This is a genomic window from Amycolatopsis decaplanina DSM 44594 (assembly GCF_000342005.1).
Lineage (GTDB): Bacteria > Actinomycetota > Actinomycetes > Mycobacteriales > Pseudonocardiaceae > Amycolatopsis > Amycolatopsis decaplanina.
In genome coordinates this window covers 77,675-101,499 of record NZ_AOHO01000032.1, presented here as the reverse complement: position 1 = coordinate 101,499, position 23,825 = coordinate 77,675, and the positions used below count along the sequence as shown (strand labels likewise).

At 70.0% G+C, this 23,825-nt stretch carries 24 protein-coding genes; 15 read left to right on the top strand and 9 right to left on the bottom strand.

The window, feature by feature from the left end; genetic code table 11:
• Positions 1 to 6: 6 nt before the first annotated feature.
• The gene (locus tag H074_RS07175; RefSeq protein ID WP_007029360.1) at positions 7 to 855 is read right to left on the bottom strand and encodes an alpha/beta fold hydrolase; all 849 of its coding nucleotides are present in this window, start codon (positions 853 to 855) and stop codon (positions 7 to 9) included.
• A 58-nt stretch (positions 856 to 913) separates the two neighbouring features.
• Here H074_RS07175 and H074_RS07170 point away from each other — a divergent pair, with 58 nt between their 5' ends.
• Entirely contained in the window at positions 914 to 1,447 is a 534-nt protein-coding gene (locus H074_RS07170) for a CGNR zinc finger domain-containing protein (protein WP_007029359.1), read from the top strand.
• On the opposite strand, the gene H074_RS07165 is transcribed toward H074_RS07170, so the two are convergent.
• On the bottom strand, positions 1,444 to 1,980 hold the full coding sequence (locus tag H074_RS07165) for an amino-acid N-acetyltransferase (RefSeq protein ID WP_007029358.1): 537 nt from the start codon (positions 1,978 to 1,980) through the stop codon (positions 1,444 to 1,446). The genes H074_RS07170 and H074_RS07165 overlap by 4 nt on opposite strands.
• 88 nt (positions 1,981 to 2,068) lie before the next feature.
• On the opposite strand from H074_RS07165, the gene rimO reads away from it, so the two are divergent.
• The 7 genes from rimO (at position 2,069) to H074_RS07130 (ending at position 9,435) form a co-directional block, all read left to right on the top strand.
• A complete protein-coding gene (gene rimO, locus H074_RS07160; RefSeq protein WP_039921732.1) occupies positions 2,069 to 3,517 on the top strand; it encodes a 30S ribosomal protein S12 methylthiotransferase RimO in 1,449 nt (482 codons plus the stop codon).
• Positions 3,514 to 4,155: a CDP-diacylglycerol--glycerol-3-phosphate 3-phosphatidyltransferase gene (gene pgsA / locus H074_RS07155; protein WP_007029356.1), complete on the top strand. Its 642-nt coding sequence runs from the start codon at positions 3,514 to 3,516 to the stop codon at positions 4,153 to 4,155. The genes rimO and pgsA overlap by 4 nt, the downstream gene beginning before the upstream one ends.
• The gene (locus H074_RS07150) at positions 4,152 to 4,613 is read left to right on the top strand and encodes a CinA family protein (RefSeq protein WP_007029355.1); all 462 of its coding nucleotides are present in this window, start codon (positions 4,152 to 4,154) and stop codon (positions 4,611 to 4,613) included. The genes pgsA and H074_RS07150 overlap by 4 nt, the downstream gene beginning before the upstream one ends.
• 101 nt (positions 4,614 to 4,714) lie before the next feature.
• The gene (locus H074_RS07145; protein ID WP_007029354.1) at positions 4,715 to 5,161 is read left to right on the top strand and encodes a helix-turn-helix domain-containing protein; all 447 of its coding nucleotides are present in this window, start codon (positions 4,715 to 4,717) and stop codon (positions 5,159 to 5,161) included.
• A gap of 470 nt (positions 5,162 to 5,631) precedes the next feature.
• On the top strand, positions 5,632 to 6,474 hold the full coding sequence (locus H074_RS07140; protein ID WP_007029352.1) for a PspA/IM30 family protein: 843 nt from the start codon (positions 5,632 to 5,634) through the stop codon (positions 6,472 to 6,474).
• 73 nt (positions 6,475 to 6,547) lie between these two features.
• Complete coding sequence (pspM, locus tag H074_RS07135; RefSeq protein ID WP_007029351.1) at positions 6,548 to 7,531, top strand: phage shock envelope stress response protein PspM; 984 nt, start codon at positions 6,548 to 6,550, stop codon at positions 7,529 to 7,531.
• Between the two features lie 269 nt (positions 7,532 to 7,800).
• A complete protein-coding gene (locus H074_RS07130; RefSeq protein WP_007029350.1) occupies positions 7,801 to 9,435 on the top strand; it encodes an amidase family protein in 1,635 nt (544 codons plus the stop codon).
• Here H074_RS07130 and H074_RS07125 read toward each other — a convergent pair.
• The 4 genes from H074_RS07125 to H074_RS07110 form a co-directional block, all read right to left on the bottom strand.
• On the bottom strand, positions 9,395 to 10,444 hold the full coding sequence (locus H074_RS07125; RefSeq protein ID WP_007029349.1) for a quinone-dependent dihydroorotate dehydrogenase: 1,050 nt from the start codon (positions 10,442 to 10,444) through the stop codon (positions 9,395 to 9,397). The two genes, H074_RS07130 and H074_RS07125, sit on opposite strands and share 41 nt — an antisense overlap.
• Positions 10,445 to 10,467: 23 nt before the next feature.
• A complete protein-coding gene (locus H074_RS07120) occupies positions 10,468 to 11,028 on the bottom strand; it encodes a GNAT family N-acetyltransferase (protein ID WP_007029348.1) in 561 nt (186 codons plus the stop codon).
• Between the two features lie 543 nt (positions 11,029 to 11,571).
• Positions 11,572 to 12,375, bottom strand: coding sequence for a DNA-formamidopyrimidine glycosylase family protein (locus H074_RS07115; RefSeq protein WP_007029347.1), 804 nt, complete (start codon positions 12,373 to 12,375; stop codon positions 11,572 to 11,574).
• A 5-nt stretch (positions 12,376 to 12,380) separates the two neighbouring features.
• Positions 12,381 to 13,247, bottom strand: coding sequence for a ParA family protein (locus tag H074_RS07110; protein WP_007029346.1), 867 nt, complete (start codon positions 13,245 to 13,247; stop codon positions 12,381 to 12,383).
• A 109-nt stretch (positions 13,248 to 13,356) separates the two neighbouring features.
• Here H074_RS07110 and H074_RS07105 point away from each other — a divergent pair, with 109 nt between their 5' ends.
• The 3 genes from H074_RS07105 to H074_RS07095 all read left to right on the top strand — a co-directional run bounded on the left by H074_RS07105 (position 13,357) and on the right by H074_RS07095 (position 16,222).
• Positions 13,357 to 14,088 (top strand): methyltransferase domain-containing protein, encoded by a 732-nt coding sequence (locus tag H074_RS07105; RefSeq protein ID WP_007029345.1) that lies wholly within the window; start codon positions 13,357 to 13,359, stop codon positions 14,086 to 14,088.
• 305 nt (positions 14,089 to 14,393) lie between these two features.
• Positions 14,394 to 15,611 carry a DNA polymerase IV gene (dinB, locus tag H074_RS07100; RefSeq protein ID WP_007029344.1) on the top strand — a complete coding sequence of 406 codons (1,218 nt, stop codon included), beginning with the start codon at positions 14,394 to 14,396 and terminating at the stop codon, positions 15,609 to 15,611.
• A gap of 197 nt (positions 15,612 to 15,808) precedes the next feature.
• On the top strand, positions 15,809 to 16,222 hold the full coding sequence (locus tag H074_RS07095; RefSeq protein WP_007029343.1) for a DUF3040 domain-containing protein: 414 nt from the start codon (positions 15,809 to 15,811) through the stop codon (positions 16,220 to 16,222).
• A gap of 134 nt (positions 16,223 to 16,356) precedes the next feature.
• On the opposite strand, the gene H074_RS07090 is transcribed toward H074_RS07095, so the two are convergent.
• From H074_RS07090 to H074_RS07080, 3 genes are read right to left on the bottom strand one after another with little or no spacing between them, the layout of a single operon-like run.
• On the bottom strand, positions 16,357 to 18,864 hold the full coding sequence (locus tag H074_RS07090; RefSeq protein WP_039921729.1) for a transglutaminase TgpA family protein: 2,508 nt from the start codon (positions 18,862 to 18,864) through the stop codon (positions 16,357 to 16,359).
• Positions 18,861 to 20,135, bottom strand: coding sequence for a DUF58 domain-containing protein (locus H074_RS07085; RefSeq protein ID WP_007029341.1), 1,275 nt, complete (start codon positions 20,133 to 20,135; stop codon positions 18,861 to 18,863). The genes H074_RS07090 and H074_RS07085 overlap by 4 nt, the downstream gene beginning before the upstream one ends.
• Positions 20,136 to 20,152: 17 nt before the next feature.
• Positions 20,153 to 21,232 (bottom strand): AAA family ATPase, encoded by a 1,080-nt coding sequence (locus H074_RS07080; protein ID WP_007029340.1) that lies wholly within the window; start codon positions 21,230 to 21,232, stop codon positions 20,153 to 20,155.
• Positions 21,233 to 21,516: 284 nt separating this feature from the next.
• On the opposite strand from H074_RS07080, the gene H074_RS07075 reads away from it, so the two are divergent.
• The 4 genes from H074_RS07075 to H074_RS07060 are packed head-to-tail and all read left to right on the top strand — an operon-like array spanning position 21,517 to position 23,798.
• Entirely contained in the window at positions 21,517 to 21,870 is a 354-nt protein-coding gene (locus H074_RS07075; RefSeq protein ID WP_007029339.1) for a hypothetical protein, read from the top strand.
• A 4-nt stretch (positions 21,871 to 21,874) separates the two neighbouring features.
• Entirely contained in the window at positions 21,875 to 22,420 is a 546-nt protein-coding gene (locus tag H074_RS07070; protein WP_200865754.1) for a DUF3558 family protein, read from the top strand.
• A 50-nt stretch (positions 22,421 to 22,470) separates the two neighbouring features.
• Complete coding sequence (locus H074_RS07065; protein WP_007029337.1) at positions 22,471 to 23,049, top strand: PPE domain-containing protein; 579 nt, start codon at positions 22,471 to 22,473, stop codon at positions 23,047 to 23,049.
• The gene (locus H074_RS07060; RefSeq protein WP_007029336.1) at positions 23,046 to 23,798 is read left to right on the top strand and encodes an ESX secretion-associated protein EspG; all 753 of its coding nucleotides are present in this window, start codon (positions 23,046 to 23,048) and stop codon (positions 23,796 to 23,798) included. Before H074_RS07065 ends, H074_RS07060 begins: the two co-directional genes overlap by 4 nt.
• Positions 23,799 to 23,825: the final 27 nt, after the last annotated feature.

Genomic DNA, 23,825 nt, shown 5'->3' with positions numbered 1-23,825 from the left:
CGCCTTTCAGTGATGCGCGGCCAGGAAGCGGTCGATCAGCTCACCGATCGGTTCGACGTCCTCTTCCAGCGCGAAGTGCCCGGTGTCGAAGAAGTGAACCTCCGCCGAGGGAACATCATTCCGAAACGCCTCGGCCCCCGCGGGGACGAAGAACTTGTCGTTGCGGCCCCAGACGGCGAGCACGGGCACCTGCGCTTCCCTCAGCCACGCCTGGAACTTCGGATACACGGGCGGGTTGTTCCGGTAGTCCCAGAGCAGGTCCAGCATCGCCTCCGACCGGCCGGGCAGGCCGAGGAAGTACTGGTCCAGCAGGTAATTCGTGGGATCGATGGTCTCTGGGTCGCGGGCGCCTTCGGTGTACTGCCACTCGACCTGCTCCGGTTCGAGAATCTCCTCGAATCCGCGCCGTGCCTCGGTTTCGTCCGTCAGGGAGGCGAAGTCCGGCATCGCCGGCCCGAGCCCCTCGACGTAGGCGTTGCCGTTCTGCGTGATCAGCGCCGTGATCTCGGACGGCCGCGAGACCGCCAGTCGCAGGCCTGTCGGAGCGCCGAAATCGAAGACGTAGAGCGCGTATCGCCGCAGTTCCAGCGCGTCGACGAACTCGCCGACCACCTCCGCGAGCCGGTCGAAGGTGAACGTGAAGCCCTCGGGCGTGACGGTCTGCCCGAATCCGGGCAGATCCGGCGCGATGAGCCGCCACCGGCCGGCGAGACGGCGCATCAGTCGCACGAACTGGTGCGAAGACGTCGGGAAGCCGTGCAGCAGGAGCAAAACGGGTGCTTCGGGGTCGCCGGCTTCGCGGTAGAAGACCTCGACGTCGCCGAGCTTGACGGAACGGTGCCGGATGGTCGCCATGGACGCTCCCTAATGGTTAAAACTGTCTCGAACCATTAGTACCTGATAGTGTCAAGGCATGCTCGATCTCGACTCGCTCCCCGGTGACGATCTCGCGGTGAACCTCGCCGACACGGTCATGCTGGCCGTCTCGCCGTCGATCGACCTGCTCGACGACGGTCACGCGAAGTTCTGGTCGACGCAAGCGCCGCTACTGCCCGAAGGCGCCCGGCCACCGTCGTCCGAGCGGACGAGGCGGCTGCGTTCGGCGGTGCGCGAGGTGCTGGAGGCGGTCGTGGCCGCGCGCGAGCCCGAGGCGTGGGCGGTCGAGCGGGTCAACGCGGCCGCCGCCGCGGTCCCCACCAGCCCGCGGCTGACCGCCGGGGGCGCGGAGACGTCCTGGCACGGCGAGGACGGTGGCGAGATCGCCCTCGCCGCCGTCGCGGTCGCGGCGATCGACCTCGTGTCGGGACCGCGTGCGGCTCGGCTGCGCCGATGCGGCGCGCACGACTGCTCGATGCTGTTCGTGGCGGCCAACAGCAGGCGGGTCTGGTGCACGCCGTCGCTGTGCGGCAACCGGGTCCGGGTCGCCCGCCACGCCAAGAAGGCCTAGAGCTCGAGCAGCATCCGGCTGTTGCCCAGGGTGTTGGGCTTCACGTACGGCAGGTCGAGGAACTCCGCGACACCCGGATCGGCCGAGCGCCGCATCTCCTCGTAGACCTCCTGGGTCACCGGGGTGCCGTCGATCTCGACGAACCCGTGACCGGCGAAGAAATGGGTCTCGAAGGTCAGCACGAACAGCCGCTTCAGCCCGATCTCGCGGGCGAAGCCGATCAGCTGCTCCACCAGCGCGTGCCCGATGCCGCGTCCCCGGGAGTCCTTGTCGACCGCGATGGTGCGCAGCTCGGCGATGTCCTCCCACAGCACGTGGAGTGCGCCGCAGCCGAGTACGTCGTCACCGTCCTCGGCCACCCAGAACTCCTGGACACTCTCGTAGAGGGTGACGAGTTCCTTCTCCAGCAGCACCGTCCCGGCGTCGGAGTCGACCAGCGCCTTGATCTTGCGGACGTCCGCGATCCGCGCCCGGCGAACGTTCGGGCGGCGGCGATGGAGCGGTTCGAGGGGGTCTGACGGCACGCCCACCATTAAGCCATCCCCGGGGCCAGACGCGGTCGAGGGCTCGCCCGAGCGAGCGATCGCCGACCCCGCGAGCAGGCCAGCTACCCTAAGGCACGTGCCTTCTCCCACCACTGATCCTGTCGCCACCCGTCGCGTTTCCTTGTTGACCCTCGGTTGCGCCCGCAACGAGGTCGATTCCGAGGAACTCGCGGGACGGCTGGCGGCGGGCGGCTGGGAGCTCGCCGCCGAGCCCGAGGACTCCGACGTCGTGGTCGTCAACACCTGCGGCTTCGTCGAGTCGGCCAAGAAGGACTCGGTCGACACCCTGCTCGCGGCGTCCGACACCGGCAAGAAGGTCGTCGCCGTCGGCTGCATGGCCGAGCGCTACGGCAACGAGCTGGCCGAGAGCCTGCCCGAGGCCGACGCGGTCCTGGGTTTCGACCACTACGCGGACCTGGCGGAGCGTCTCGACGACGTCGTGGCAGGCCGCAAGGTCGAGTCCCACACCCCTTCCGACCGGCGCAAGCTGCTGCCGATCAGCCCGGTCCAGCGTCCGACGGCCGCCGAGTCGGTCGAGGTGCCGGGGCACGCGCAGCACGGCTGGGGCCCGCGGGTACTGCGGACCAGGCTCGACACCTCCCCGGTGGCCGCGCTGAAGATCGCGTCCGGTTGTGACCGTCGCTGTTCGTTCTGCGCGATCCCGTCGTTCCGCGGGTCCTTCGTGTCCCGCCAGCCGGACGAGATCGTCGCCGAGGCGATGTGGCTCGCGGAGAACGGGGTCAAGGAGGTCTTCCTCGTCTCGGAGAACTCCACCTCCTACGGCAAGGACTTCGGCCGCGACGGCGCCCGCGCGCTGGAACTGCTGGTCCCGCGCCTGGCCGCGGTGCCCGGGATCGAACGCGTTCGCGTCTCGTACCTGCAGCCCGCCGAGACACGCCCCGGTCTGGTCAAGGCCATCGCGACCACGCCGGGCGTCGCCGACTACTTCGACCTGTCGTTCCAGCACTCCAGCGAGACCGTGCTGCGCCGCATGCGCCGCTTCGGGTCCACGGACTCGTTCCTCGCGCTGACCGACCAGATCCGGGAGTACTCGCCCAACGCCGGCATCCGCACCAACGTCATCGTCGGGTTCCCCGGCGAGACCGAAGAAGACCTCGCCGAGCTGGAGCGCTTCCTGAATGGTGCGCGGCTGGACGCGGTGGGTGTCTTCGGTTACTCGGACGAGGACGGCACCGAGGCCGAGACCTTCGACGGCAAACTCGACGAGTCCGTGGTGGCCGAGCGGGTCGCGCGGATCTCCGCGCTGGTCGAGGAGCTGACCTCGCAGCGTGCCGAGGAGCGTATCGGCGACTTCGTCGACGTCCTGATCGAGCAGGCCGAGGACGGCGAGGACCCGATCGGCCGTGCCGCGCACCAGGCCCCCGAGGTCGACGGCGAGTGCGTCCTGATCGAGACGGAAGACCTGCCTCCGCTGGCGGTGGGTGACTTCGTGCGCTGCGAGGTCGTCGACTCCGAGGGTGTCGACCTGATCGTGCGGCCCGCGCCGCTCGAGGCCGACCGGTGAATGCCGCCCCGAGCGACGCCGGGGCCGGCGAAGGGGCGGGCGGTGAGCACGCCCGGATACCCGAGGCCACCCCGGTCCCGACCCTGAACCTGGCGAACCTGCTCACGATGTCGCGGCTGGTACTGGTGCCGCTGTTCGTGATGGCGCTGTTCACCGGCGACGGGGCGGACACCTTCTGGCGCGCGATCGCCACCGCGCTGTTCGCGATCGCGTCGTTCACCGACCAGGTCGACGGCTGGGTCGCGCGCAAGTACGGGCTGATCACCGACTTCGGCAAGATCGCCGACCCGATCGCGGACAAGGCGCTGATCGGTGCCGCGCTGATCGGGCTGAGCGTGCTCGGTGAACTGGGCTGGTGGGTCACGATCGTCATCGCGATCCGTGAGATCGGCGTGACGCTGCTGCGGTTCTGGGTGATCCGGCACGGTGTCATCCCGGCCAGCCGGGGCGGCAAGGCCAAAACGCTCGCGCAGATCGCGGCCATCACCGCGTACCTGCTGCCTCTGCCCGCGTCCGCCGAGCCGGTGCGCTGGGTGCTCATGGGGCTCGCGCTCGTGCTGACCGTCGTGACCGGACTCGACTACGTCGTGCGCGCGGTGCGGCTGCGCTCCGCCGGAAGGCGTGCCGCGGGCTTATGAAACCTGAGACCTTGATCACTCACCTGATCGAGCGTGGAGAGACGGTGGCGACGGCCGAGTCGCTGACCGCCGGACTGGTCTGCGCGACGCTGACCGAGGTCCCCGGATCGAGTGCCGTCGTGCGTGGCGGGCTGGTGGTCTACGCCACCGACCTCAAGGCTTCGCTCGCGGGGGTCGACGCGGACCTCCTCGCCGCGCACGGCGCCGTTCATCCCGAGGTCGCGGCGCAGTTGGCCGCCGGCGCGAGGGACCGGTGCGGCGCGACCTGGGGTCTCGGCCTGACCGGTGTCGCGGGCCCGGCCGGGCAGGACGGTGTCGCACCCGGCACCGTCCATGTCGGTCTCGCGGGCCCGGACGCGGTCACCGTCCGTACGCTGGACTTGAGCGGTGATCGAGCCTCGGTCAGGGCCGGTGCGGTCTCCGGCGCGTTCGCCCTGCTGGGGGAACATCTCGCATGATCGCCGCGTTCGCCCTTGGCGTATTGCCGTGTCAACACCTGCGCCCAGGGCACCGCACTGGGTAACGTAGGGGGTAGTCAGTCCTGGAAGGGAGGCGCGTGATGACCGTGCTGTTGCGCGAAGCGATCGGCGACCGGCTCCGACACGCCCGCACGAACCAGCGTCGAACGCTGCGGGACATCTCCCGCGCCGCCAGGGTGAGCCTCGGCTACCTTTCCGAGGTCGAGCGCGGGCAGAAGGAGGCGTCCAGCGAGCTGCTGGCGTCCATCTGCGAGGCCCTGGACCTTCCGCTGGGCGAACTCCTGCACAAGGTCGCGGCGGACGTCTCGGCGATGGACAACGTCGAGGTCGCCCCGGTGGACGAGAAGGTCGAAGCGGGCAAGCGGCGCGCTCCGGAGCGCGAAAGCGCCGAAGCGGGCCTCGAAGGTGGCCGCCTGGTATCCGAGCTGATCGGCAACGACCTGGCCGACCTGCGGATCTCGCCACCGCCGCGGATGAGCCCCGCACTGCGGACGACGATCTCCGCACCGAAGATGGTCGCCGCCTAGGTGTGTACGGGAGAGGCCCCAGGCAGTCCGCCTGGGGCCTCTCGCGTTTCCCGCTCACTGGTCAGCTCGCGGCGTTGTCGAACGTGCCCGCCTGGTCAGGAGCCGCCTGCGCTGATCCTCCGGCTCGGCGGCGAGGTCGATACCGTTGTCGCGTTGCGCGTCGACGACGGCCTCTTCACCGGGCTCTACGCGGTGCACAACCCCAAGAAGCTTTCACGGATTGAACGGGAGACCGCCCTGCGCCGTTGAGCCAGGGCCGTCTTCACCCACCGTCACCGGACGGTGAACCCGAAAGGTCGTGGACATCACAGTCAGGGGTATCCCTGAATTCCGCCGGGGTCGCCTGGAACGCGGGACGCCGACCTGACACGATGGAACTCAACGCCGGGGTCGGGACGTTGCAACATCACAGAGGGGACGCCCCACCTCGAGGTAACAGCCCGTGGGATGCGAGAAGGCAGGCGGAGGAGATGGCCAACCCGTTCGTGAAGTTCTGGAAGTACATGATGGCGGCGTTCTCGTCGAAGATCGACGAGCACGCCGACCCGAAGGTACAGATCCAGCAGGCCATCGAGGAGGCGCAGCGCAACCACCAGGCGCTGACCCAGCAGGCCGCCTCGGTGATCGGTAACCAGCGTCAGCTGGAGATGAAGCTGAACCGCCAGCTCGGCGACGTGGAGAAGCTGCAGGCTTCGACCCGCCAGGCGCTGGTGCTCGCCGACGAGGCGCGTGCCAAGGGTGACGAGCAGAAGGCGACCGAGTTCGAGAACGCGGCGGAGAGCTTCGCCGCGCAGCTCGTCACCGCCGAGCAGAGCATCGAGGACCTCAAGACCCTGCACGACCAGTCGCTTCAGGCTGCGGAGCAGGCGAAGAAGGCCGTCGAGCGCAACGCGACCATGCTGCAGCAGAAGCTGGCCGAGCGCACCAAGCTGCTCTCGCAGCTGGAGCAGGCGAAGATGCAGGAGCAGGTCTCCGCTTCGCTGAACCAGATGAGCCAGCTGGCCGCGCCGGGCAACACCCCGTCGCTGGAAGACGTTCGCGACAAGATCGAGAAGCGCTACACCACCGCGCTCGGCTCGGCGGAACTCGCACAGAACTCCGTCCAGGGCCGGATGATGGAGGTCCAGGCCTCCACGACGCAGCTCGCGGGGCACTCGCGGCTGGAGCAGATCCGCGCGTCCATGAAGGGTGACTCCGTCGCTCAGGTGACCGACGGCAAGACCGCCGCCGCGCCGAAGGCGTCGAGCTCCGCGGACATCCAGCGTGAGATCCAGGCACGGGTTCAGGCCGAACAGGGCAAGAACCCCGCCTGACACACCAACTGGAGCCGGTCCCGTACCCACGCGGGTGCGGGACCGGTCTCGCCGGAAGACAGGGGAGAGGGCAATGGGGCAGGGCAGGCGCAAGGACTTCGGGGAGTTCACCGCCAAGCTTGAGAAGCACATCGAAAAGCTGCCCGACTACGCCCAGCGCGCGCAGGAGAAGCTGCAGCGCTACATCCCGCCCTCCGAGCAGGGTTCTTCACGGCCCGCTCAGCCGGCGCCGCCCCGGCCCCGTCCGCAAATGCCGCAGATGCCGGCCATGCCGAAGATCTCGCAGCAGCTGACGTCGATGGCCGCGGGCCAGATCCCGGTCGTGGCCGACGCGAAGGCCAAATGGGCGCGCTGGAACGAACCCGCCGCCAAACTGGAGCGACGCAAGCGCCGGACCTCGCGGGCGCTGACGTTCTGGATCCTCCTCACCTTCCTTTGTGGACTGTTCGCCGTCGTCGCGGGCACCGGCCTGTTGAAGGACGGCCAAGCCGACGTCCTCCAGGCCATCGCGGGCGGCGCTTTCGCCGTCATCTTCGGCACCTTCGGGGTCAAATCGGGGCTGCGGCTGCGGACGCTCAACCGCACCGTGCTGCCCGCTGCTCCCGCCACCCCGCCGCCGCTGCCCCCGGCGCGGTCCGTCGCGCGCGAGCCGATGGAGCGCCTCGCCGAGAGCGAGGCTTCGCTGGCGGAGCTGCTTCGCCAGCTTTCGCAGCCGACGTCGCTCGGTACCATGCCGGTCTCGGAGATCGCCGTGGCGGACGCCCGGACCACCGCCGCGGAGGCGGCGCAGGCCCTGCGCGGGCTGGCGGGCCGGATCCAGGCCATCGAACGCGGACGTGACGCCGCGCCCGAGCGGGAACGCGGCGCTCTCGACGCCGCCATCAAGCAACTGCGCGACCAGCTCGACGACGGCCTCGACGGCTACGGCGGTCTCGTCGCGGCCGCCGGGCACACCGTCGCCGCGAGTTCGGACGGCATGACGTCGTCCAAGGAGTCGCTGTCCGACGCGACCGACAAGCTCGCCGGACTCGCGATGGCGCTGCGCGAGCTGTCCTGACGAACCTTCCTGGACCATCGTCTCATTCGTCGTCGCTAATACTCCATTGCGTAACGACCTTCTCACTGTGTGATACCGAAATGCTCGCGTGACCCGAATCCGCTGGTGACGGCGACCTGCGATGCCTAACGTTTCTTTCATGCACGCAGTGCTCTTCCCAGCTCGGGCCTGAACCCAGCCCGCGTGAGCGGGCGTCCCAGGGTGGCGGACCGGACACAGTGGAACTCGCGCAGTGGTCTTTCTCGTCCCCACCGAGGAAAGGACGCCCAGTGACGACGCTTCCCCCGGAACCAGAGCCGACCCCCACCCCTCCTCCCAGCTCCTATAAGCGCGTCATAGCGGCGTACGACCGGATCGCCGAAGTCGACCGGCCCGACGTCTGGATCACCTTGCGCCCCTTGGAAGACGCCCTCGTGGACGCGAAGGCGGTCGACGAACGTCTCCGAGCGGGCGCGGACCTGCCGCTCGCGGGAATCTTGGTGGCGGTCGCCGACGTCGTCGACGTCGCAGGCCTTCCCTCGACGGGGGAGGACGTCTGCTGCGTCGGCGCCACCTCGGTGTCCCGGCTGACCGCGGCCGGAGCGGTCGTGATCGGCAAGACCAACTGCGACCGGTTCGGCAGCGACCTCGAGCACACCCACAGCCCGTACGGCGCGGTGAGCGCCGCGCTGAACACCGCCCGGGTCTCCGGGAGCGCGAGCAGCGGCGCCGCCGTCGCCGTCGCGCTCGGCCTTGTCGATCTGGCGGTCGGTACGGACACGGCGGGAGCGGGCCGGGTTCCCGCTTCGCTCAACGGGATCGTCGGGCTGAAGCCGACGCTCGGCCTGGTGCCCAAGACCGGTGCCGCGCCGTGCGGCGGGATCGCCCTGTTCGCGCGCAGTCTCACGCTGGGCCAGCGCGCGTTGGGACTGATGACCGGTCCCGACGGGATCGACCCGCTCGCGCGTGACTGGCCCCCGGACGTCCGGCTGTCCGCGGGCGACCGGCCGCGGGTGGCGATCCCCGGCTCCGAAACGCTCACCGGCCTTTCGCTCCAGTCCCGGTCCGCTTTCCTCGGCGCGGTTTCGGCGCTGCGGGCGTCCGGGGCTCTCGTGGAGACAGTGGAGGTCTCCGCGCTGCTGACGGTGGGCGAGTTGATCCACGACGACGGCTTCACCGCCGACAGGCAGCGCGTCGCCGAGGCCGGGATGCTCGCGCTCCGGATGCTGTCCGAGTACGACGCCCTGGTCCTCCCGACCGTCGCGGACCACCCCGAGGTTTCCGAGGCGCTGTCAGATCCGGAAGGCGTCGCGAAACGGCTGGAGCGGTTCACGGCGTTCGTCAACCTGCTCGACCTCGCCGCGGTCACGGTGCCGGCGTCGCCGTCGGATCTCGGGCCGTACGGGGTTTCGGTGGTGGTACGGCCGTTCGACGACCAGGTCGCCATCGACCTCGCCGCCGTGCTCACCGACGAACAGGCCGATTTCCCTTATCCCGCACCGGGTGCGGATCTCGTGGTGTTCGGCGCGCATCTGCGCGGGCAGCCGTTGAACGGAAGCCTGGTCGCCGCCGGGGCTCGGTTCACCGGGCTGGTCCAGACCGGTGAGGGTTACCGGATGCTGTTGCTGCCCACCGATCCGTCCCAGCCGGGGGTGGTGCCGGTGAGTGCCACGGGCGAGCACACGATGCTCTCGGGTGAACGCTGGCGGCTCTCGCCGGCCGCACTCGGCGCCTTCGCGGCCACGTTGCCCGCCCCGTTCGTCCTGGGCCGGATCCGGCTGGAGAACGGGGAAACGCCGCTGGCGGTCCTTTGCGACCAGGCCGCCACGGCGACGGCGACGGAGCTGACGCGGTACCAGTGCTGGCGCGCCTACCTGAGGTTCGTCAGTACGGCCGGGCCGCGAGACCTCGGGCGACCCGCTTGACCAGACCGGGACCGTGCAGGGCGAAACCGGTGTAGAGCTGGACGAGACCGGCGCCGGCGTCGAGCATCCGTGCGGCGGCGCCGGCGTCGAAGATCCCGCCGACGCCGATGATCGGCAGCTTGCCGCCGGTCTCGCCGTGCACGAACCGCACCACCTCGACCGCGCGCGCGGTGAGCGGGCGGCCGGACAGCCCGCCGGCCTGCTCGCCGACGGCGGCCTCGGTCGGGGCGATCCCTTCGCGGGACAGGGTCGTGTTGGTCGCGATCAGCCCGGCGACACCGTGTTCGAGGCAGACCTCCAGCAGTTCCGCGAGCGCTTCGTCGGAGAGATCAGGGGCGACCTTCACCAGCACCGGCGTCGGCTTCGCGTCGCCTGCCAGCTCGGCCGAGGTCTTCCGCAGCTCGGCGAGCAGTTCGGCCAGCGCGGACTTGTCCTGCAGCGCTCGCAGTCCCGGCGTGTTCGGGGAACTGACGTTGATCGCGAAGTAGTCGGCGTACGGGTACAGCGCCCGCAGCGAGAACCGGTAGTCCTCGACGGCCTCGTCGAGCGGGGTCACCTTGGACTTGCCGATGCTGACACCGAGCGGCACCGGCGGCTTCCCGGTCGCGGCGAGACGGGCGGCGAGCGCTTCCGCGCCTTCGTTGTTGAAGCCCATCCGGTTGATCACCGCGTCGGTCTCGGTGAGGGTGAACAGCCGTGGTTTGTCGTTGCCCGGCTGCGGATACCGGGTGACCGTGCCGACCTCGACGAAGCCGAAACCGAGCGCGGGCCAGGCGTGCAGCGCGCGGCCGTTCTTGTCCATCCCGGCGGCCAGGCCGACCCGGTTCGGGAAACGGAGACCGAGGAAGGTGACCGGATCGTCCGTCCGGTAGACGCGGCCGAGCGCGGCGAGCGCGGGGGAGACCCGGCTCAGCCTGGCGAGCGTGCCGATGGTGCGTTCGTGCACGGTTTCGGGGTCGCTGCCGGAGACCCGGTAGAGAGCGGGGCGGACGATCTTGTCGAAGAGCACGGCCCCATCATGCCTGGTCGCCGCTAGCGGCTCGCCTTCCACTCGTCCTCGAGCATCGCGAAGACGAGTTCGTCGGTCCATTCGCCCTTGACGATCTCGTTCTCACGCAGGTGTGCTTCCCGGCGCATGCCCAGGCGTTCCATCAGTGCGGCCGACGCGGTGTTGCGTCCGTCACAGCGGCCGATGATCCGGTGCAGGCCCAGTTCTTCGAAGCCGAGCCGCAGCAGTTCCGTGGCGGCCTCGGCGGCGTACCCCTTGCCGTGGTGATCGGGATGGAAGACGAACCCGATCTCGCCCTGGCGGTGCTCGCTGCTGCGGTATTCGAGGTTCAGGTCGCCGATCAGCTGACCGGTCTCGGTCAGTTCCGCGGCCACCGCGAGGAACTGGCCTTCCTGCGACAGGCTGCTGCTGTGCACCCGTTTGGCGAGCGCGGCGGCGGATTCGGCGCGGCTGCGCGGACCCCAGTAGAGGTAGCGGGCGACGTCGGCGCGGGACTGGAAGGAGTTGAGTTCGTCGAGATCCGCCGGAGTGAAGGCGCGGAGTGTCAGGCGCTGGGTGATGATCGGGAAATCGGGCCTCAGCATGGCGTCAGGCTATCCAGTCGGCGGGGTTCCTGGGGGCGGAACAGCGGCGGACGGTCCTTCGGAGCGGGCGGGTGGTTCTTCGGCCTCGCGAAGGGGCGACTACCCGGAAATAGGGGTACCCCCGAGGCGGCTCCCGAACGCCGGGAATCGGCGTCCGGGCCCGAGCCGGACCGGTGCTCGGGAACCTCGGGGGCCCGGTGACTGCCTGGTATTCGCTATCAGGCATCACGCGAAGCAGAGACGACGAGCCGAAGGTGGCTCCAACTTGCGTTGTATCGCTGCTCTGAGTCCTACGCGTGCGGTCCGCTAGCGGACAGCCACCTCACGAGTCCTGTTGGAATACAACTTTGGACCACCTCCTCTCTCGTGTACCGCCACGCTATGCGAGAAGTTCGGTGTCCTGCAACAAGATTTTTTCGATCTCCGTCACCCCAGAGGTCGAAGTGCACCAGGCCTTCGGGGCGTTCGCGTAGCGCGAACACGACCGTCTCGCGACCGGCGACGACCCCTTTCCCGCCGGGGATGTCGAAGCACCAGGCCAGGTCAGCCGCCGGGAGCGGGCCCTGACTGGCATTTCGGGCAGAACCAGGTCGGCCTCGCCTGGTACCCGGCGCCCTGGGGTGCGACCCGAAGCCGTCCGCCGCAGCGGAAACAGCCTTGTTTGGTCCGCTCGTAGACCCAGTGCTCACGGCCGCGGCGCAGGTCGCCGGTGGTGGTCTGCGAGGTGCGCCAGGCGTTGCTCTTCAGCAGCTTGCGCCCGAGCGCGACGGCCTTCGTGGTGTCCACTTCGGACACCGGTGTCCACGGCGTGACGCCGAGCAGGAAGCACATCTCGACCTTGTACATGTTCCCGATCCCGGCCATGATCCGCTGATCCAGCAGGGCGTCGCCCACTTCGCGATCCGGGTCCGCGGCCAGCGCGGCCGCCGCCCGCTCCGCCAGTTTGTCCGTCCACTGTGGATCGAGCAGATCCGGGCCGAGGTGCCCGACCAGACGGTCTTCCTCGTCCGTGGGCACGAGCTCGAGGTCGTGCACGCGGAACCCGATCGCCTGCAGATCCTCGGTGGCGAGGATGACCCTCGCCTGATGCGCCGGATGCCGCCAGCGCGCGCCCGGCCGGTAGACGTCCCACTTGCCGTCCATGCGGAGATGACTGTGCAGGGTGAGATCGCCGGAGAGGCGCGTCAGCAGATGCTTGCCGACCGTGCCGACGCCGAGCACGTCACGACCGGCGAGATCCGTCGTGGCCAGCTGAGGGACCCTGAACTCGCCTCGCAGCAGTGTCTTGCCTGCCAAGGCCTTGTCGAGGACCTTGCCGGCGAGGAATACGGTGTCGCCTTCGGGCATCGGCGTTATCCCGTGCCGGTGTCGCTCAGCTTGGCGGGCGCTTCGGTGGTCTCGGGCTCTTCTTCGCCGCGGACGCGATGCCGTCCGGCCCGGCTCGAGCGCAGGACCTTCGCCAGCACCATGTTGAAGGTGAGCGCGATCTCCTGCGCGCCGGGGGAGTGCCACTCATGGATCGGGCTGCACGCGCCCTGCGCCTGCTGCACCGCGAGCCTGTCCGGGATGGCCGTCGGCATCACCAGCGGGCCGAAGTTCTCCCGCAGTTCGGCCACGCGGAACTGGTGCTCGTAGGAGCGCACGCGCAGCTTGTTGACCACGACGCCGATCGGCCGCAGCCCGGGGTTCTGCTCTTCGCGGATCTTCTCGATCGCGTCGAGCGCGCGGCGGGCGCCGGAGACGGCGTACATCGTCGGCTCGGTGACGATCAGCGCGCTGTCCGCGGCCACCAGCGCGGAGCGGGTCAGCCTGCCCAGCGACGGCGGGCAGTCGAGGATCACCAGTTCGTAGGGCTCCTCGCGCAGCGGGTTCGTGTGCAGTTCGTCGAGCGCGCGGGAGAGGTTCTCCAAGCGGCGGCTGTCGGCGTCGGGTTCGTTGAGCATCTCCAGCTCTTCGGCGCCGACGAGGACGTCGATCTGGTCGCTCCACACGCTGGGCGCGATCGCGCGTTCGAGCACCGAGCGCACCGGTGTCTCCAGGACGTCGGCCAGCGTGCGATCGGTGAAGGGCGGGTCCAGCGAGGTGGTGGCGTTGCCTTGCGGGTCGAGGTCGGCCACGAGAGTCCGGGCGCCCCTACGCAGCGCGGCGGACGCGACACCGAGGGCGACCGTCGTTTTACCGACGCCACCCTTCAGGCTGAGAACAGCGACCGTGTGCACTCGATACAGCCTACGGGCAGCCGACGGGGTGGCTCCTTGGCAAGGTGTCGAACACCGCATCGGACTACACCCGGCGGCGCCCGGAAGGCGGGCATTACCCTGTGCGTTTATGAAGACGGACACCGTGGCCACGCGGGGATCGGGGGCGGTTCGCCGGGTTCTCGAAGCAGAACTCCGGGCCGCACGGGCGCGAGGCGCGCAACAGCCGCACGTCGTCGACGTCGGCGGCGGCAGCGGCGGCTGGGCGGTGCCGCTGGCCTCGGCGGGCTGCCTGGTGACCGTGGTCGAGCCGAATCCCAACGCGCTGGCGACCCTGCGCCGCCGCGCCGGGGAGGAGGGCGTCTCCGGCAGTATCACGGTGATCGCCGACGACTCCGACGCGCTCGGAGCCCACGTCGCGGCCGGATCGGCCGACCTCGTCCTCGCGCACGGCCTGCTCGAAGTCGTCGACGACCCGGCGGCGGTGCTCGCCGCGCTGGCCGCCGCGGTCAAACCCGGCGGCGCGGTCTCGGTGCTGGTGGCGAACCGCCACGCCGCGATCCTGCAACGCGCGCTGGCCGGACGGCTCGGTGAGGCGCGGGAACTGCTCGCGGCCGAGAGCGGCGTGCTCGGCGGCGGCCGGGAGACCGTGCTGCGGCGCTTCGACGCCGAGGCGCTCCGTGCGCAGCTGATCGAGGCGGGGCTCGAGGTGACCTCGTTGCAGGGCGACGGCGTCGTGGCGGATTTCGTGCCCGGCGGGGTGCGGGAAGAGGATCTGGCGGAGTTCGAGCTGGCGGCCGCGACGGTCTCGCCGCTGCGGGACATCTCCAGCAGGCTGCACGTCCTGGCCCACCGTCCCTGATCCTCGTGAGTGGTGAGGACGGTTCTAACGGACCTGGTATTTGCTTACCTGCTGAGCCTGACCTCATCTTCCGTTGATCATGGTCCGGGACGGGGGTCACCTCGCGTTGATGAAGGAATCGGGACGTTGAGTGTCCTGATTCCTTCATGGACGATCCCGATACCCGCTCGGATCGTCGTCCTCGTGCAGGTCAGCAGCAGGTAGGCAAATACCGGTCCGTTCTAACCGTCCTCACCACTCACGAGACTGTCGGTGGTCCGGGCTAGCTTCTGCCCGTGGGACGAAACGCTGAGCTGCCCGGCGGGATGGCCCGCTACCGCGTGACGACCGGTGCCACCAGCTGGCCCGACGACACCGGCTGCGGTCTGCTGCACGTCGACATGGACGCCTTCTTCGTGTCCTGTGAACTGCGCACGCGCCCGGAGCTGGCAGGCGAACCGGTGGTCGTCTCGGGTGGCGGTCCGAGGTCGGTCGTCGCGGCCGCGAGTTACGCGGCGCGTGAGTTCGGTGTCCGGTCGGCCATGCCGTTCTCGACCGCCAAGCGGCTCTGCCCACGGCTGATCTGCATCACCCCGACACCCGGGCTCTACGGCGAGGTGTCCAAGGGCGTCATGGGGATCTTCCGCGAGCTGACGCCGCTGGTGGAGCCACTGAGCCTGGACGAGGCCTTCCTGGACGTCAGCGGGGCGCTCAAGCGCCTGGACTCCTCGCCCGCGCGGCTCGGCGCCTGGATCCGGGAGCGGGTGGCCGCCGACTTCGGGATCAGCTGCTCGGTCGGCGTCGCGAAGGTCAAGTTCGTCGCGAAGCTGGCTTCCGGGATGGCGAAACCGGACGGCATGGTCGTCGTCCCGGCGGCCGAGACGCTCGCGTTCCTGCATCCGCTGCCCGTGTCGGCGCTGTGGGGCGTCGGCAAGCGCACCGAGGAGCATCTGCGGCAGCAGGGCCTCGACACCGTCGCCGACGTCGCCGCCGCTCCGCTGTCCAGGCTGAGGCGATCGCTCGGGCGGGCGCTGGGGGAACACCTGTACGCCCTCGCGAACGGGCACGACGATCGCAAGGTGGTCCCGGAGTCTCCGGACAAGTCGATCGGTGCCGAAGTGACCTTCGACGTCGACCTCCACGACCGCTCGGCTCTCGGGCTCGAACTGCTCCGGCTGTCCGAACGGGTCGCCGCCACCCTGCGCCGCCGGGGACTGCGCGGGCGGACGGTTTCGATCAAGGTCCGGTTCGCGGACTTCAAGACCATCACCCGCGCCAGGACGACCGCCGTCGGAGTGGATGTGGCCCGCGACATCCACCGCACCGCCGTCGAACTCCTCACCGAGCACGCGCCGACGGGCGCAGTCCGCCTGATCGGCGTAAGGGTCGAGGGGTTGGACACGGAGAGTGATGGAGAACAGCTGCTTTTCGACTCACCCGAACCCCGTTGGCGGGATGCGGAAGTCGCCGCCGACGTCGCGAGGTCGAAGTTCGGCGCCGCCGCGGTGCGGCCCGCGTCCCTACTGACCCCCCGTGACCAGTGACATCGCTCGCTCGGCCGTCTTCGAGAGAGCCGAGTCGGGTGGTTTCGGCCAATTCGATCCCTTCTGGATGCGGGATCGGGTAGTCGGACGAGCGCGGGGCTCGTATCCTGGACAGAGACACCCCGCCTGGGGTTGTCTGTTGGGTCCATGACGTTGCGCGGCCCGGCGCCCGCGACAGCTGTGCCGGAGGAGGAAAGATGCCACTCTCCGAGCATGAGCAGCGGCTGCTCGATCAGATCGAGCGCGAGCTCTATGCCGAGGACCCCAAGTTCGCATCCACGGTGCGAGGCACCCGGTTGCGCCGCCCCGCCCGCCGACGGCGTTTGCAGGGCATCGCCCTGTTCGTAGTGGGCGTCGCACTGTTGGTGCTCGGCGTGGTGGTCAACATCCGGGTCGCCGAGATCCCAGTGATCAGCGTGCTCGGGTTCCTCGTGATGTTCTTCGGAGTCATGATGGCCGTCACATCGATTCGGCAAGGAGCCGAAACGGAAGGCGGTAAGGACAGTGGTGGCCCGGGGGCCGGCGGAGGTGGCGGCAAGTCGTCCTCGCGCCGGAGCTCGTTCACCCAGCGCATGGAAGAGCGCTTCCGCCAGCGCTTCGAGGAGCAATAGCTCTCACACACGCGAACATGCCGACGGGGCGATGCCTTGTCGGCATGTTCGCGTTGTCATGCCTCGGGCAAGTACATGAAGGCCCCCTTCCTTGCGCCTAGCGCAAGGAAGGGGGCCTTCATGTACTTGCCCGGCTACTTCCCCCGCCGCAGCGACCGCGGGAACAACCGGCCCTTCCACGACATCGGCGCGTTCCGTTTCAGGCTCTTGCGGACCTCGTCGAAGGCGGGGCCCAGCGTCTCGTCGTCCGCCGGCTTGTCCGAGTACCAGGACCTCTCCACGACACCGATGACCGTCCGCAGGCCGGAGCGGCCCTCCTCGTCCAGCCGGTGCTTCTCGACGACCTTCCGGCCAGCCACGCGCACCGTGTCGCCGCCCGACAGCGGCAGGCCGCGGTCCGCGCACTCGTCCATCAGTTCGCGCCACGCCGCGTCGGCCGCTGCGGGGGAGCGGGACGCGATCTTCTGCAGCCGCAGCCGTCGTTTGATCTCCCGGATCGTCGTCGGCGTACCGAGCACGCCGAGGACGATCACCAGCGCCAGCGCGAACCACCACGACACCCACGCCGCCAGGAACGCGAACGCCGCCACCCACAGCCCGATCGCGATCAGCGGCAGCCAGTTCGTCACGTTCTGGTTTTCCACGAACCCGTGTTCCGGGGCGGGCGAGTCCGGGGAAGATGACGGCCGCATCAGCGCCCGATACCTCAACCGCGACCGCACGATCGCGACCACGGTCAGCGCGGCCGCCAGCCCGCCGAGAATCCCGGCGAAGATGGCGGGCCACAGCGGCTCTTCCTCCTGCTGATCCGCGTTGCCGTCCGCGCCGAGGTCCGCGCCCGGGTCACGGGGCGTGCCGGTGGCGGGGGCGCTCGACGCGGGCGCGCTCGGCACTTCCTGGGTGTCGTTGGTCGTGGAGCTGCCCGCATCGGTCTGCAGGTACGGCGGGACGACCGCGCGGCCGTCGACCAGCGGGGTCGGGTCGAAACTGACCCAGCCCTTCGTCTGGAAGTAGACCTCGACCCACGCGTGCGCGTCCTCGGAGCTGATCGAGATGTGATCGCCCTTCGGCGTCCCGGAGGTGAAGCCGATGGCGACCCGCGACGGGATGCCGACCGACCGCAGCATCACGGCCATCGCGGACGCGAACTGCTCGCAGAATCCGCGTTTGCCGTTGAGGACGAAGTCGGCGAGCGCGTCGGAGTCGGTGGCGTCGGCGGTCTTGGTGTCGTAGACGAAGCCGTTCTGCGCGGTGAAGAACGACCAGATCGCCTGCGCCTTGTCGAAGTTGTTGGACTCGTTCTCCGTCAGCTGCTTGGCCTTCGCGGCGACACGGGGATCGACACGGTCGACCTGGAGGAACTGCTGCGGAACCTCGGCCAGGCGGGCGTCGTCGAGCCGGAGTTCGTCCTTCGACGGTTCCTTGATCGACGCGGTCTCGGTGTAGGCGGGCGCGTTCTGCTTGGTCGTGGTGAACACGGCACCGCCGACCGGGTCGTACAGCCAGTTGTCCGCCAGCCCGTTGAGCGCCCTCGGCGCGCCGTAGATCGGCAGCCAGTTGTCGACCCAGTTCGTCGGCTCGATCCGGATCTCGCGCCCGGGCCCGGCGCCGTCGTCGCCCGGAGCGGGCGGGAGCCCCTTGTTGGCCTGCACGCCCTGCTGGGCGCGGCCGTTCTGCGCGAGCCCCCAGCCCTTGTTCGGCGTGTACGTGTCGAGGGTGAACGCGCGCAGCAGCCGTTTGTCCGCGCCCATCCCGTAGACCTTGAACAGCTCCACGTTCTCGCCCTGGTCGAGCAGGCCTCGCAGCTGGGTGAACGGCTCGACGCCGAAGCCACCCGCCCCACCGCGGCCGGATCCTTCGGCGCCCGGAAGCCTGCCGACGGTGCCGACACCGGTGACGGCGGTGCCGATCACCAGGCCCATCGCGATCGCGGCGGCCACCACGCCGACGGGGGCCGACAACGTGCTCGCCGAGTTGCCCAGTCCGGGCGCGTCCCGGTTGCGCCAGCGGCGATGCCGGTGGTTGCCGTCGACGGCGAGCAGGCCGGCGAACGCGGCCGCGCCGAGCAGGAACGTCCACCACGGCAGCATGTCCTCGGCCAGCGCGGCCGGGACGGCGTACACACACAGCAGGACCAGGCCGGTCGCGGCGGGCGCGGCGGCGGCCACGGCCAGGGTGTCGACCAGCACCGCGACCAGGCCGATCGCGATGGTGATCAGGCAGAGAATCGGCGGAGTTCCGTCGACCGGCGGCAGGCCGACGCGGATCTGCTCGGCCGCCGCGGCCAGTACGCCGCGCAGTTCTCCGAGCGCGTCCGAGCCGGGGAAGATCTTCAGGATCCCGCTCGTGGTGAACGCCCCGGTGATCAGGAACAGCAGCACCAGCAGTTGCGCCAGGCCGACGACGATGGTCGGCGCGCGCAGCGAGCGCAGGGCGAGACCGGTCGAGGCGATCAGCACGACCGCGACCAGCAGATAACCGAACCACGCCCAGCCGGAGACCACGCCGGTGAGCGAAGTCGACGCGAACAGCGTGGCCAGCCCGGCCGCGACCGGCGCGAGCACGCTGCTCGTCCAGACCGGGGGCGGAGCGGCGGGACGTGGTGTGGGGGTGTGCGGCCGGGGTGGCGCGGTCGCGGTCACAGGCCGCCTCCGATCAGCGTGCCCCGGCGGGTGGCCGTCTGGCAGAGCTCGGCCCAGACCTGCGGCATGGGCGATCCGGGGCCGGCGACGACTACGCCCCAGCCCGCGGCTCGCAGCAGCGCCACCGATTCTTCGGTGGCGGCGGCACGGTTTTCGGGCCGGTTGACGCCGGACGACCAGCCGGGGGTGTCGAGCAGCACGGCGAGGCTCCGGATCCCGCGCGGGCGGTACCGGGAGAGCTCGTGCACGGATTCGTTGCTGACGGTGCCGAGCACCGCGATGAGTTCCTGTCCTTCGGCCGGGTCGTGGCCGAGCGTGATGTCGCGCTGGTGCGCGGGCTGGAGGGCGGCGAGGACGTCGAGCACGACGTTGTCGTAGTGCTCGCCACCCTCGCCGGGGGTGTCGGCCAGGGTCTGGCCGTGTTCGGTGATCAGCCGGACCCGGTGGCCGGAGCGGCGCAGATGCAATGAGACGGAAGCGGCGAACGAGACGGCCCATTCGAGGCTCGCCGCGGGACCGGTGCCGTGGTGCGCGGCCGCGCGGTGGTCCAGCAGCACCGTGGTGCCGCCGCGCCACGGCCGTTCCTCGACGCGGACCATGATCTCGTCGCGGCGGGCGGTCGAGCGCCAGTGGACCTTCCGCAGGTCGTCACCCTGGCGGTACTGCCGGACGATCACGTCCGACTCGCCCTGTCCGGCGTGCAGGCGGATGCTGCCGTCGTCGCCCGCACCGATCCCGGCGCCGCTGGGGAGCCCCCACAGGCCGGCCACCTTGGGCACGACGACCAGCCGCGAATGCCCGATCAGCTCACGTTCGAACTCGCACAGCCCGAACGGGTCGGTGATCGTCGCCCGCAGCGGGCCGACCTGCTGGATCCCGCGCAGCACCGGCTGCAGCGGATACCGCAGCGCGACCCGGCGGTCGTGGGGAAGGCGTTCGACGACGAACCGCGGCCGCGAACCCAGCGCGTACGGCACGCCGTCTTCGAGCAGCACCTCGCCCGCCGGGAGTCTGCCGTCACGCCAGAGTTCGAGCTGGACCTCGCCCGGCGAACCGACCGAGACCCGCTCCGGGCGCAGCGAGCGGGCCGCGCCCAGCCGCAGCCGGGTCGCCGAGATGAAGAAGGCGACCAGCAGCGGCAGAGCGATGACGAACACCGCGACCCGCAGCAGATCTCGTTCGTTGAGCACGAACGAGCAAGCCGCCGCGGCGACGCCGGCGGCGAGGAGGCAGCGGCCGCGTGTGGTCAGGCCGGACAGCGCACGCAGCATGGCCACGTTTCCTTTACTCAGCGGTGGTTCGAGCCCTGCGGAACGGGAACGCGGTGCAGGATCGCGCGGACCACGTCGGTGGCCGAACGGCGGGCGGCGTGCGCCTCGGTGGTGAGCACCATGCGGTGCGCCAGCACCGGGATCGCGACCGTGTGCAGGTCGTCCGGGACGACGAACTCGCGGCCGGAGAGCGCGGCCTGCGCGCGGGCGGCACGGACCAGTTGCAGGGTCGCCCGCGGCGAGGCGCCGAGGCGGATCTCCGGCACCTGACGGGTCGCGGCCACCAGGTCGACGGCGTACCGGCGGATCTCCGGCGACATGTGCACCGACCGCACCGCCTCGATCAGCCGCTGCACCGACTCGCGGTCGGAGACGGGCTCGAGATCGGCCAGCGGATTGTGCCCGGCGTGCTCGTCGACCATGGCCAGTTCGGCCTGCTGGTCGGGATAGCCGATGGAGACCCGCGCGGTGAACCGGTCCCGCTGGGCCTCGGGCAGCGCGTAGGTGCCCTCCATCTCGATGGGGTTCTGGGTGGCGATCACCATGAACGGCTCTTCGAGGTGGTACGTCGAGGTGTCGACGGTGACCTGGTGCTCTTCCATGCATTCGAGCAGCGCCGACTGCGTCTTCGGCGAGGCGCGGTTGATCTCGTCGCCGACCACGATGTTCGCGAACACCGGGCCGGGACGGAACTCGAACCCGCCGCTCTGCCGGTTGTAGATGGACACCCCGGTGACGTCGCTGGGCAACAGGTCGGGGGTGAACTGGATCCGGCTGACGGTGCAGTCGATCGAGCGGGCCAGCGCCTTCGCCAGCGAGGTCTTGCCGACGCCGGGGACGTCTTCGACGAGGAGGTGGCCTTCGGCGAGCAGGGTCACGAGCGCGATGCGGATGACGTCGGGTTTGCCGACGAGCACCCGCTCCACGTTGGCGGCGATCCGCCGCGCGGTCTCGTGCAGTTCGTCCAGCGACGCACGGCCGGCCTGGCCGTTCTGCCGTCCGCTGACCGAGCCCGCGCCCGTGGGGTATGGCGCTTGCCCGGTTGCCTGCTCGCCCTGGTGTTCGCCGGGCGTCGCAGACTGGATTCTCGACGTCACTCGACCTCCTGATGCCGCGTGGCTGGATGTCCGCTGGATCCTGCTGAAGGTCAGCTCTCAAGTCCCGAGCAGTCCCCCGGGCAGCGGTCAGCCTCCCACGAAGTGTGTCAAACTCGGGCGAACTCGTGGGGGCAACCCCGCCAACCCCAGTCGATGACTCTGTGCAACCGGAGACCTTACCTCGATCGGGTGAGTTGAGTGCGTTTTTGGTGCTCCCGCTGACGCCGGGTTTTGTCGTATGCTGCGGTGCGAGGTCGCTCGACTACGGAGAGGCGTAATCGCATATGAGCGAGGTGAGTACCGCCAAACCCAGGTTCGATCTGAGCGGGTTCGCGGTCGCCCCGGAGCTGGCGGCCGACGCCCACGTGAAGATCTCCGCCCTGCAGGACGTGGTCGGCCAGATGGTCCGCGAGGCCAAGGTGCTCGGCCGCACGGTTCCTCTCGGCGGGGGATACGCGGACAGGGTCGGCAAGTTCATGGCGCAGTACGGGATCGGCGCCGAAGGCTCCGCGGTCGAGGCGCTCACCGCGTTCGGCAAGGAACTCGAGGCGCTCAAGAACCGGATCGAGAAGGCGCTGGCCAAGTACACCCGGCAGGATGAACAAGCGGCGGCGGATGTGGATTGTGTCGGCGGCTGAACCCATGAGCTCCCGCTTTTCTGTTTTCGCCCTCTTCGGCGCGCTCGCCGTCATGACAGTGTCCGCCTGTGGGCAAGGGACCGCAGGTCAGGCGCGGATTCCGGCCGCCGACGACGGTGCGGGACCTGCTCCTTCTTCTTCGGCGCCCGCGCCGGATCGCGGTGTGGATCCGTGCTCGCTGCTCGACCCGGCGGACAGGTCGACCGCCGGGCTGAACGTGCTCGGCGTAGCGAAGGAGATCAACGGCGCCCGTGCCTGCGACTGGACGGTGCCCGCGACCTTCGGCGTCACCATCACCGTGGACGAGCGGAACGGGCTGGCCGACCTCGAGGTCGCGCGCAAGACCGCCACCAAGACCAAGGTCGGTGGCCGGGACGCGCTCAAGGTCGCCGACAAGAAGGCCGCCGACGGGACCTGCGCGGTGCTGCTCGGCATGGGGGAGAAGGCGAGCGTCCAGATCGACGTGAGCAACACGAACTTCACCGACACCCCGCTCGCCTGCGAGCGCGCGGTGACGGTGGCGGGACTGGCCGAACCCAAACTGCCTTAGGGCCTGTCAGCGGACGCGGGTTCACCACCGAACACTGAGGAGAAGGTGCCGTGCCTGAAGGAGAGACGCCGGGACGCGAGGTCCCGGTCGCGGCCACGCGGTACGAGGCCTACAGCCACGAAGCGCTGGCCGCCGAAGTCGAAGCGGGCAACGACCCCGAGGCGGCGGGCGGTATCGGCGCCGCCTGGGACGCGCTCGCGCGGCGGATGCACGACGCGACGTCCGAGCTGGCCGGGTTGGTCGGCAGCAGCGAAGAGAACTGGCGCGGGGAAGCGGGCGACGCGCTCCGCGGCGTGCTGGCCACCGCGTCCGGCTGGCTGACCTGGTCCGCGGACCTTTCGTCCGCGCTGGGGAAGGCCGTCTCCGGACAGGCCGAGGCGGCGGCGCGGGCCCGTGCCGACATGCCGCCGCCGGTGGACTACGACCCCGGCGCGATGATCCGCGGCGCCGCCGCCGGCGGGAACCTCGCGCTCCTCGCCGCGCTCGCCGACGAGATGGAGGCCAAGCACGCGCAGGCCGAAGAGGCCCGTCGCAAGGCCGTCGACGTCATGAACACCCGCGACGCCTCGCTGCACGCGCTGACCCCGCAGGTCTCCTTCGAGAAACCGCCCGAGCTGGGGCGGTCTTGATCCGCGTTTCCGCGTCGGCGTTCGACGTCCTCTGGTCCGACCTGGGACACGCGTCCCCGCCTTGGCCGCTGTCCGTGCGTAGCGTCGGCTTCACGGAAGCCGAACGCGCCGAGATCCGCGACGCGGTCTACGAAAACCTCGCCGAGCGAGGCCTTTATGACGGGGACCGGCTCGACGCCGCCCTGGAAGCGCGGCTGGACCTGCTCGCGCGCGCCGAGGTCTACGTCGAATGCGAGGCGCTGGCCGACATGATGGCCGAAACCCCGTTCCGCGCGGTCGCGGCCGCGCGCGGGCGGCACGGCGTGCTGGCCACACAGCCGGGGCAGACCATCGCGCTGTCCGGGATCGGCGACGGCGAGGTGTTCGCCGCGATCGTCGACGTCCTGCCCGAACTGCGGCCCGGCCCCGGCTACGGCATCAGCCTGCCCGCGGCGCGCTTCGGCGACGACCTGGAGGATCCGGTGTTCGGCGACGGCGGGCGATCGTCGGCTTCGGACAGTCAGCTGCGGGAAGTGCTCGCGATCCAGGCACGGCCCGTCTACAGCGCGGGTCAGTTCACCGTGCGGACCCGGGACCGTGACGGCCGGGCGCGCCGGGCTGGTGGGCTGACCTGGTTCGACACCGATGTCGGCGCGTACTGCGCGGCGCGGACCGAGGGCCGCGGCGGGCAGGCGTGGGTGAACGTGTCCCCTGTGGACGGCCCCCGGCTGGCCGCGCGTCTGGCCTCGCTGCTCGACCCGGACCGCTAGGTTAAGACGAGTCGAAAGCCTGAGGGG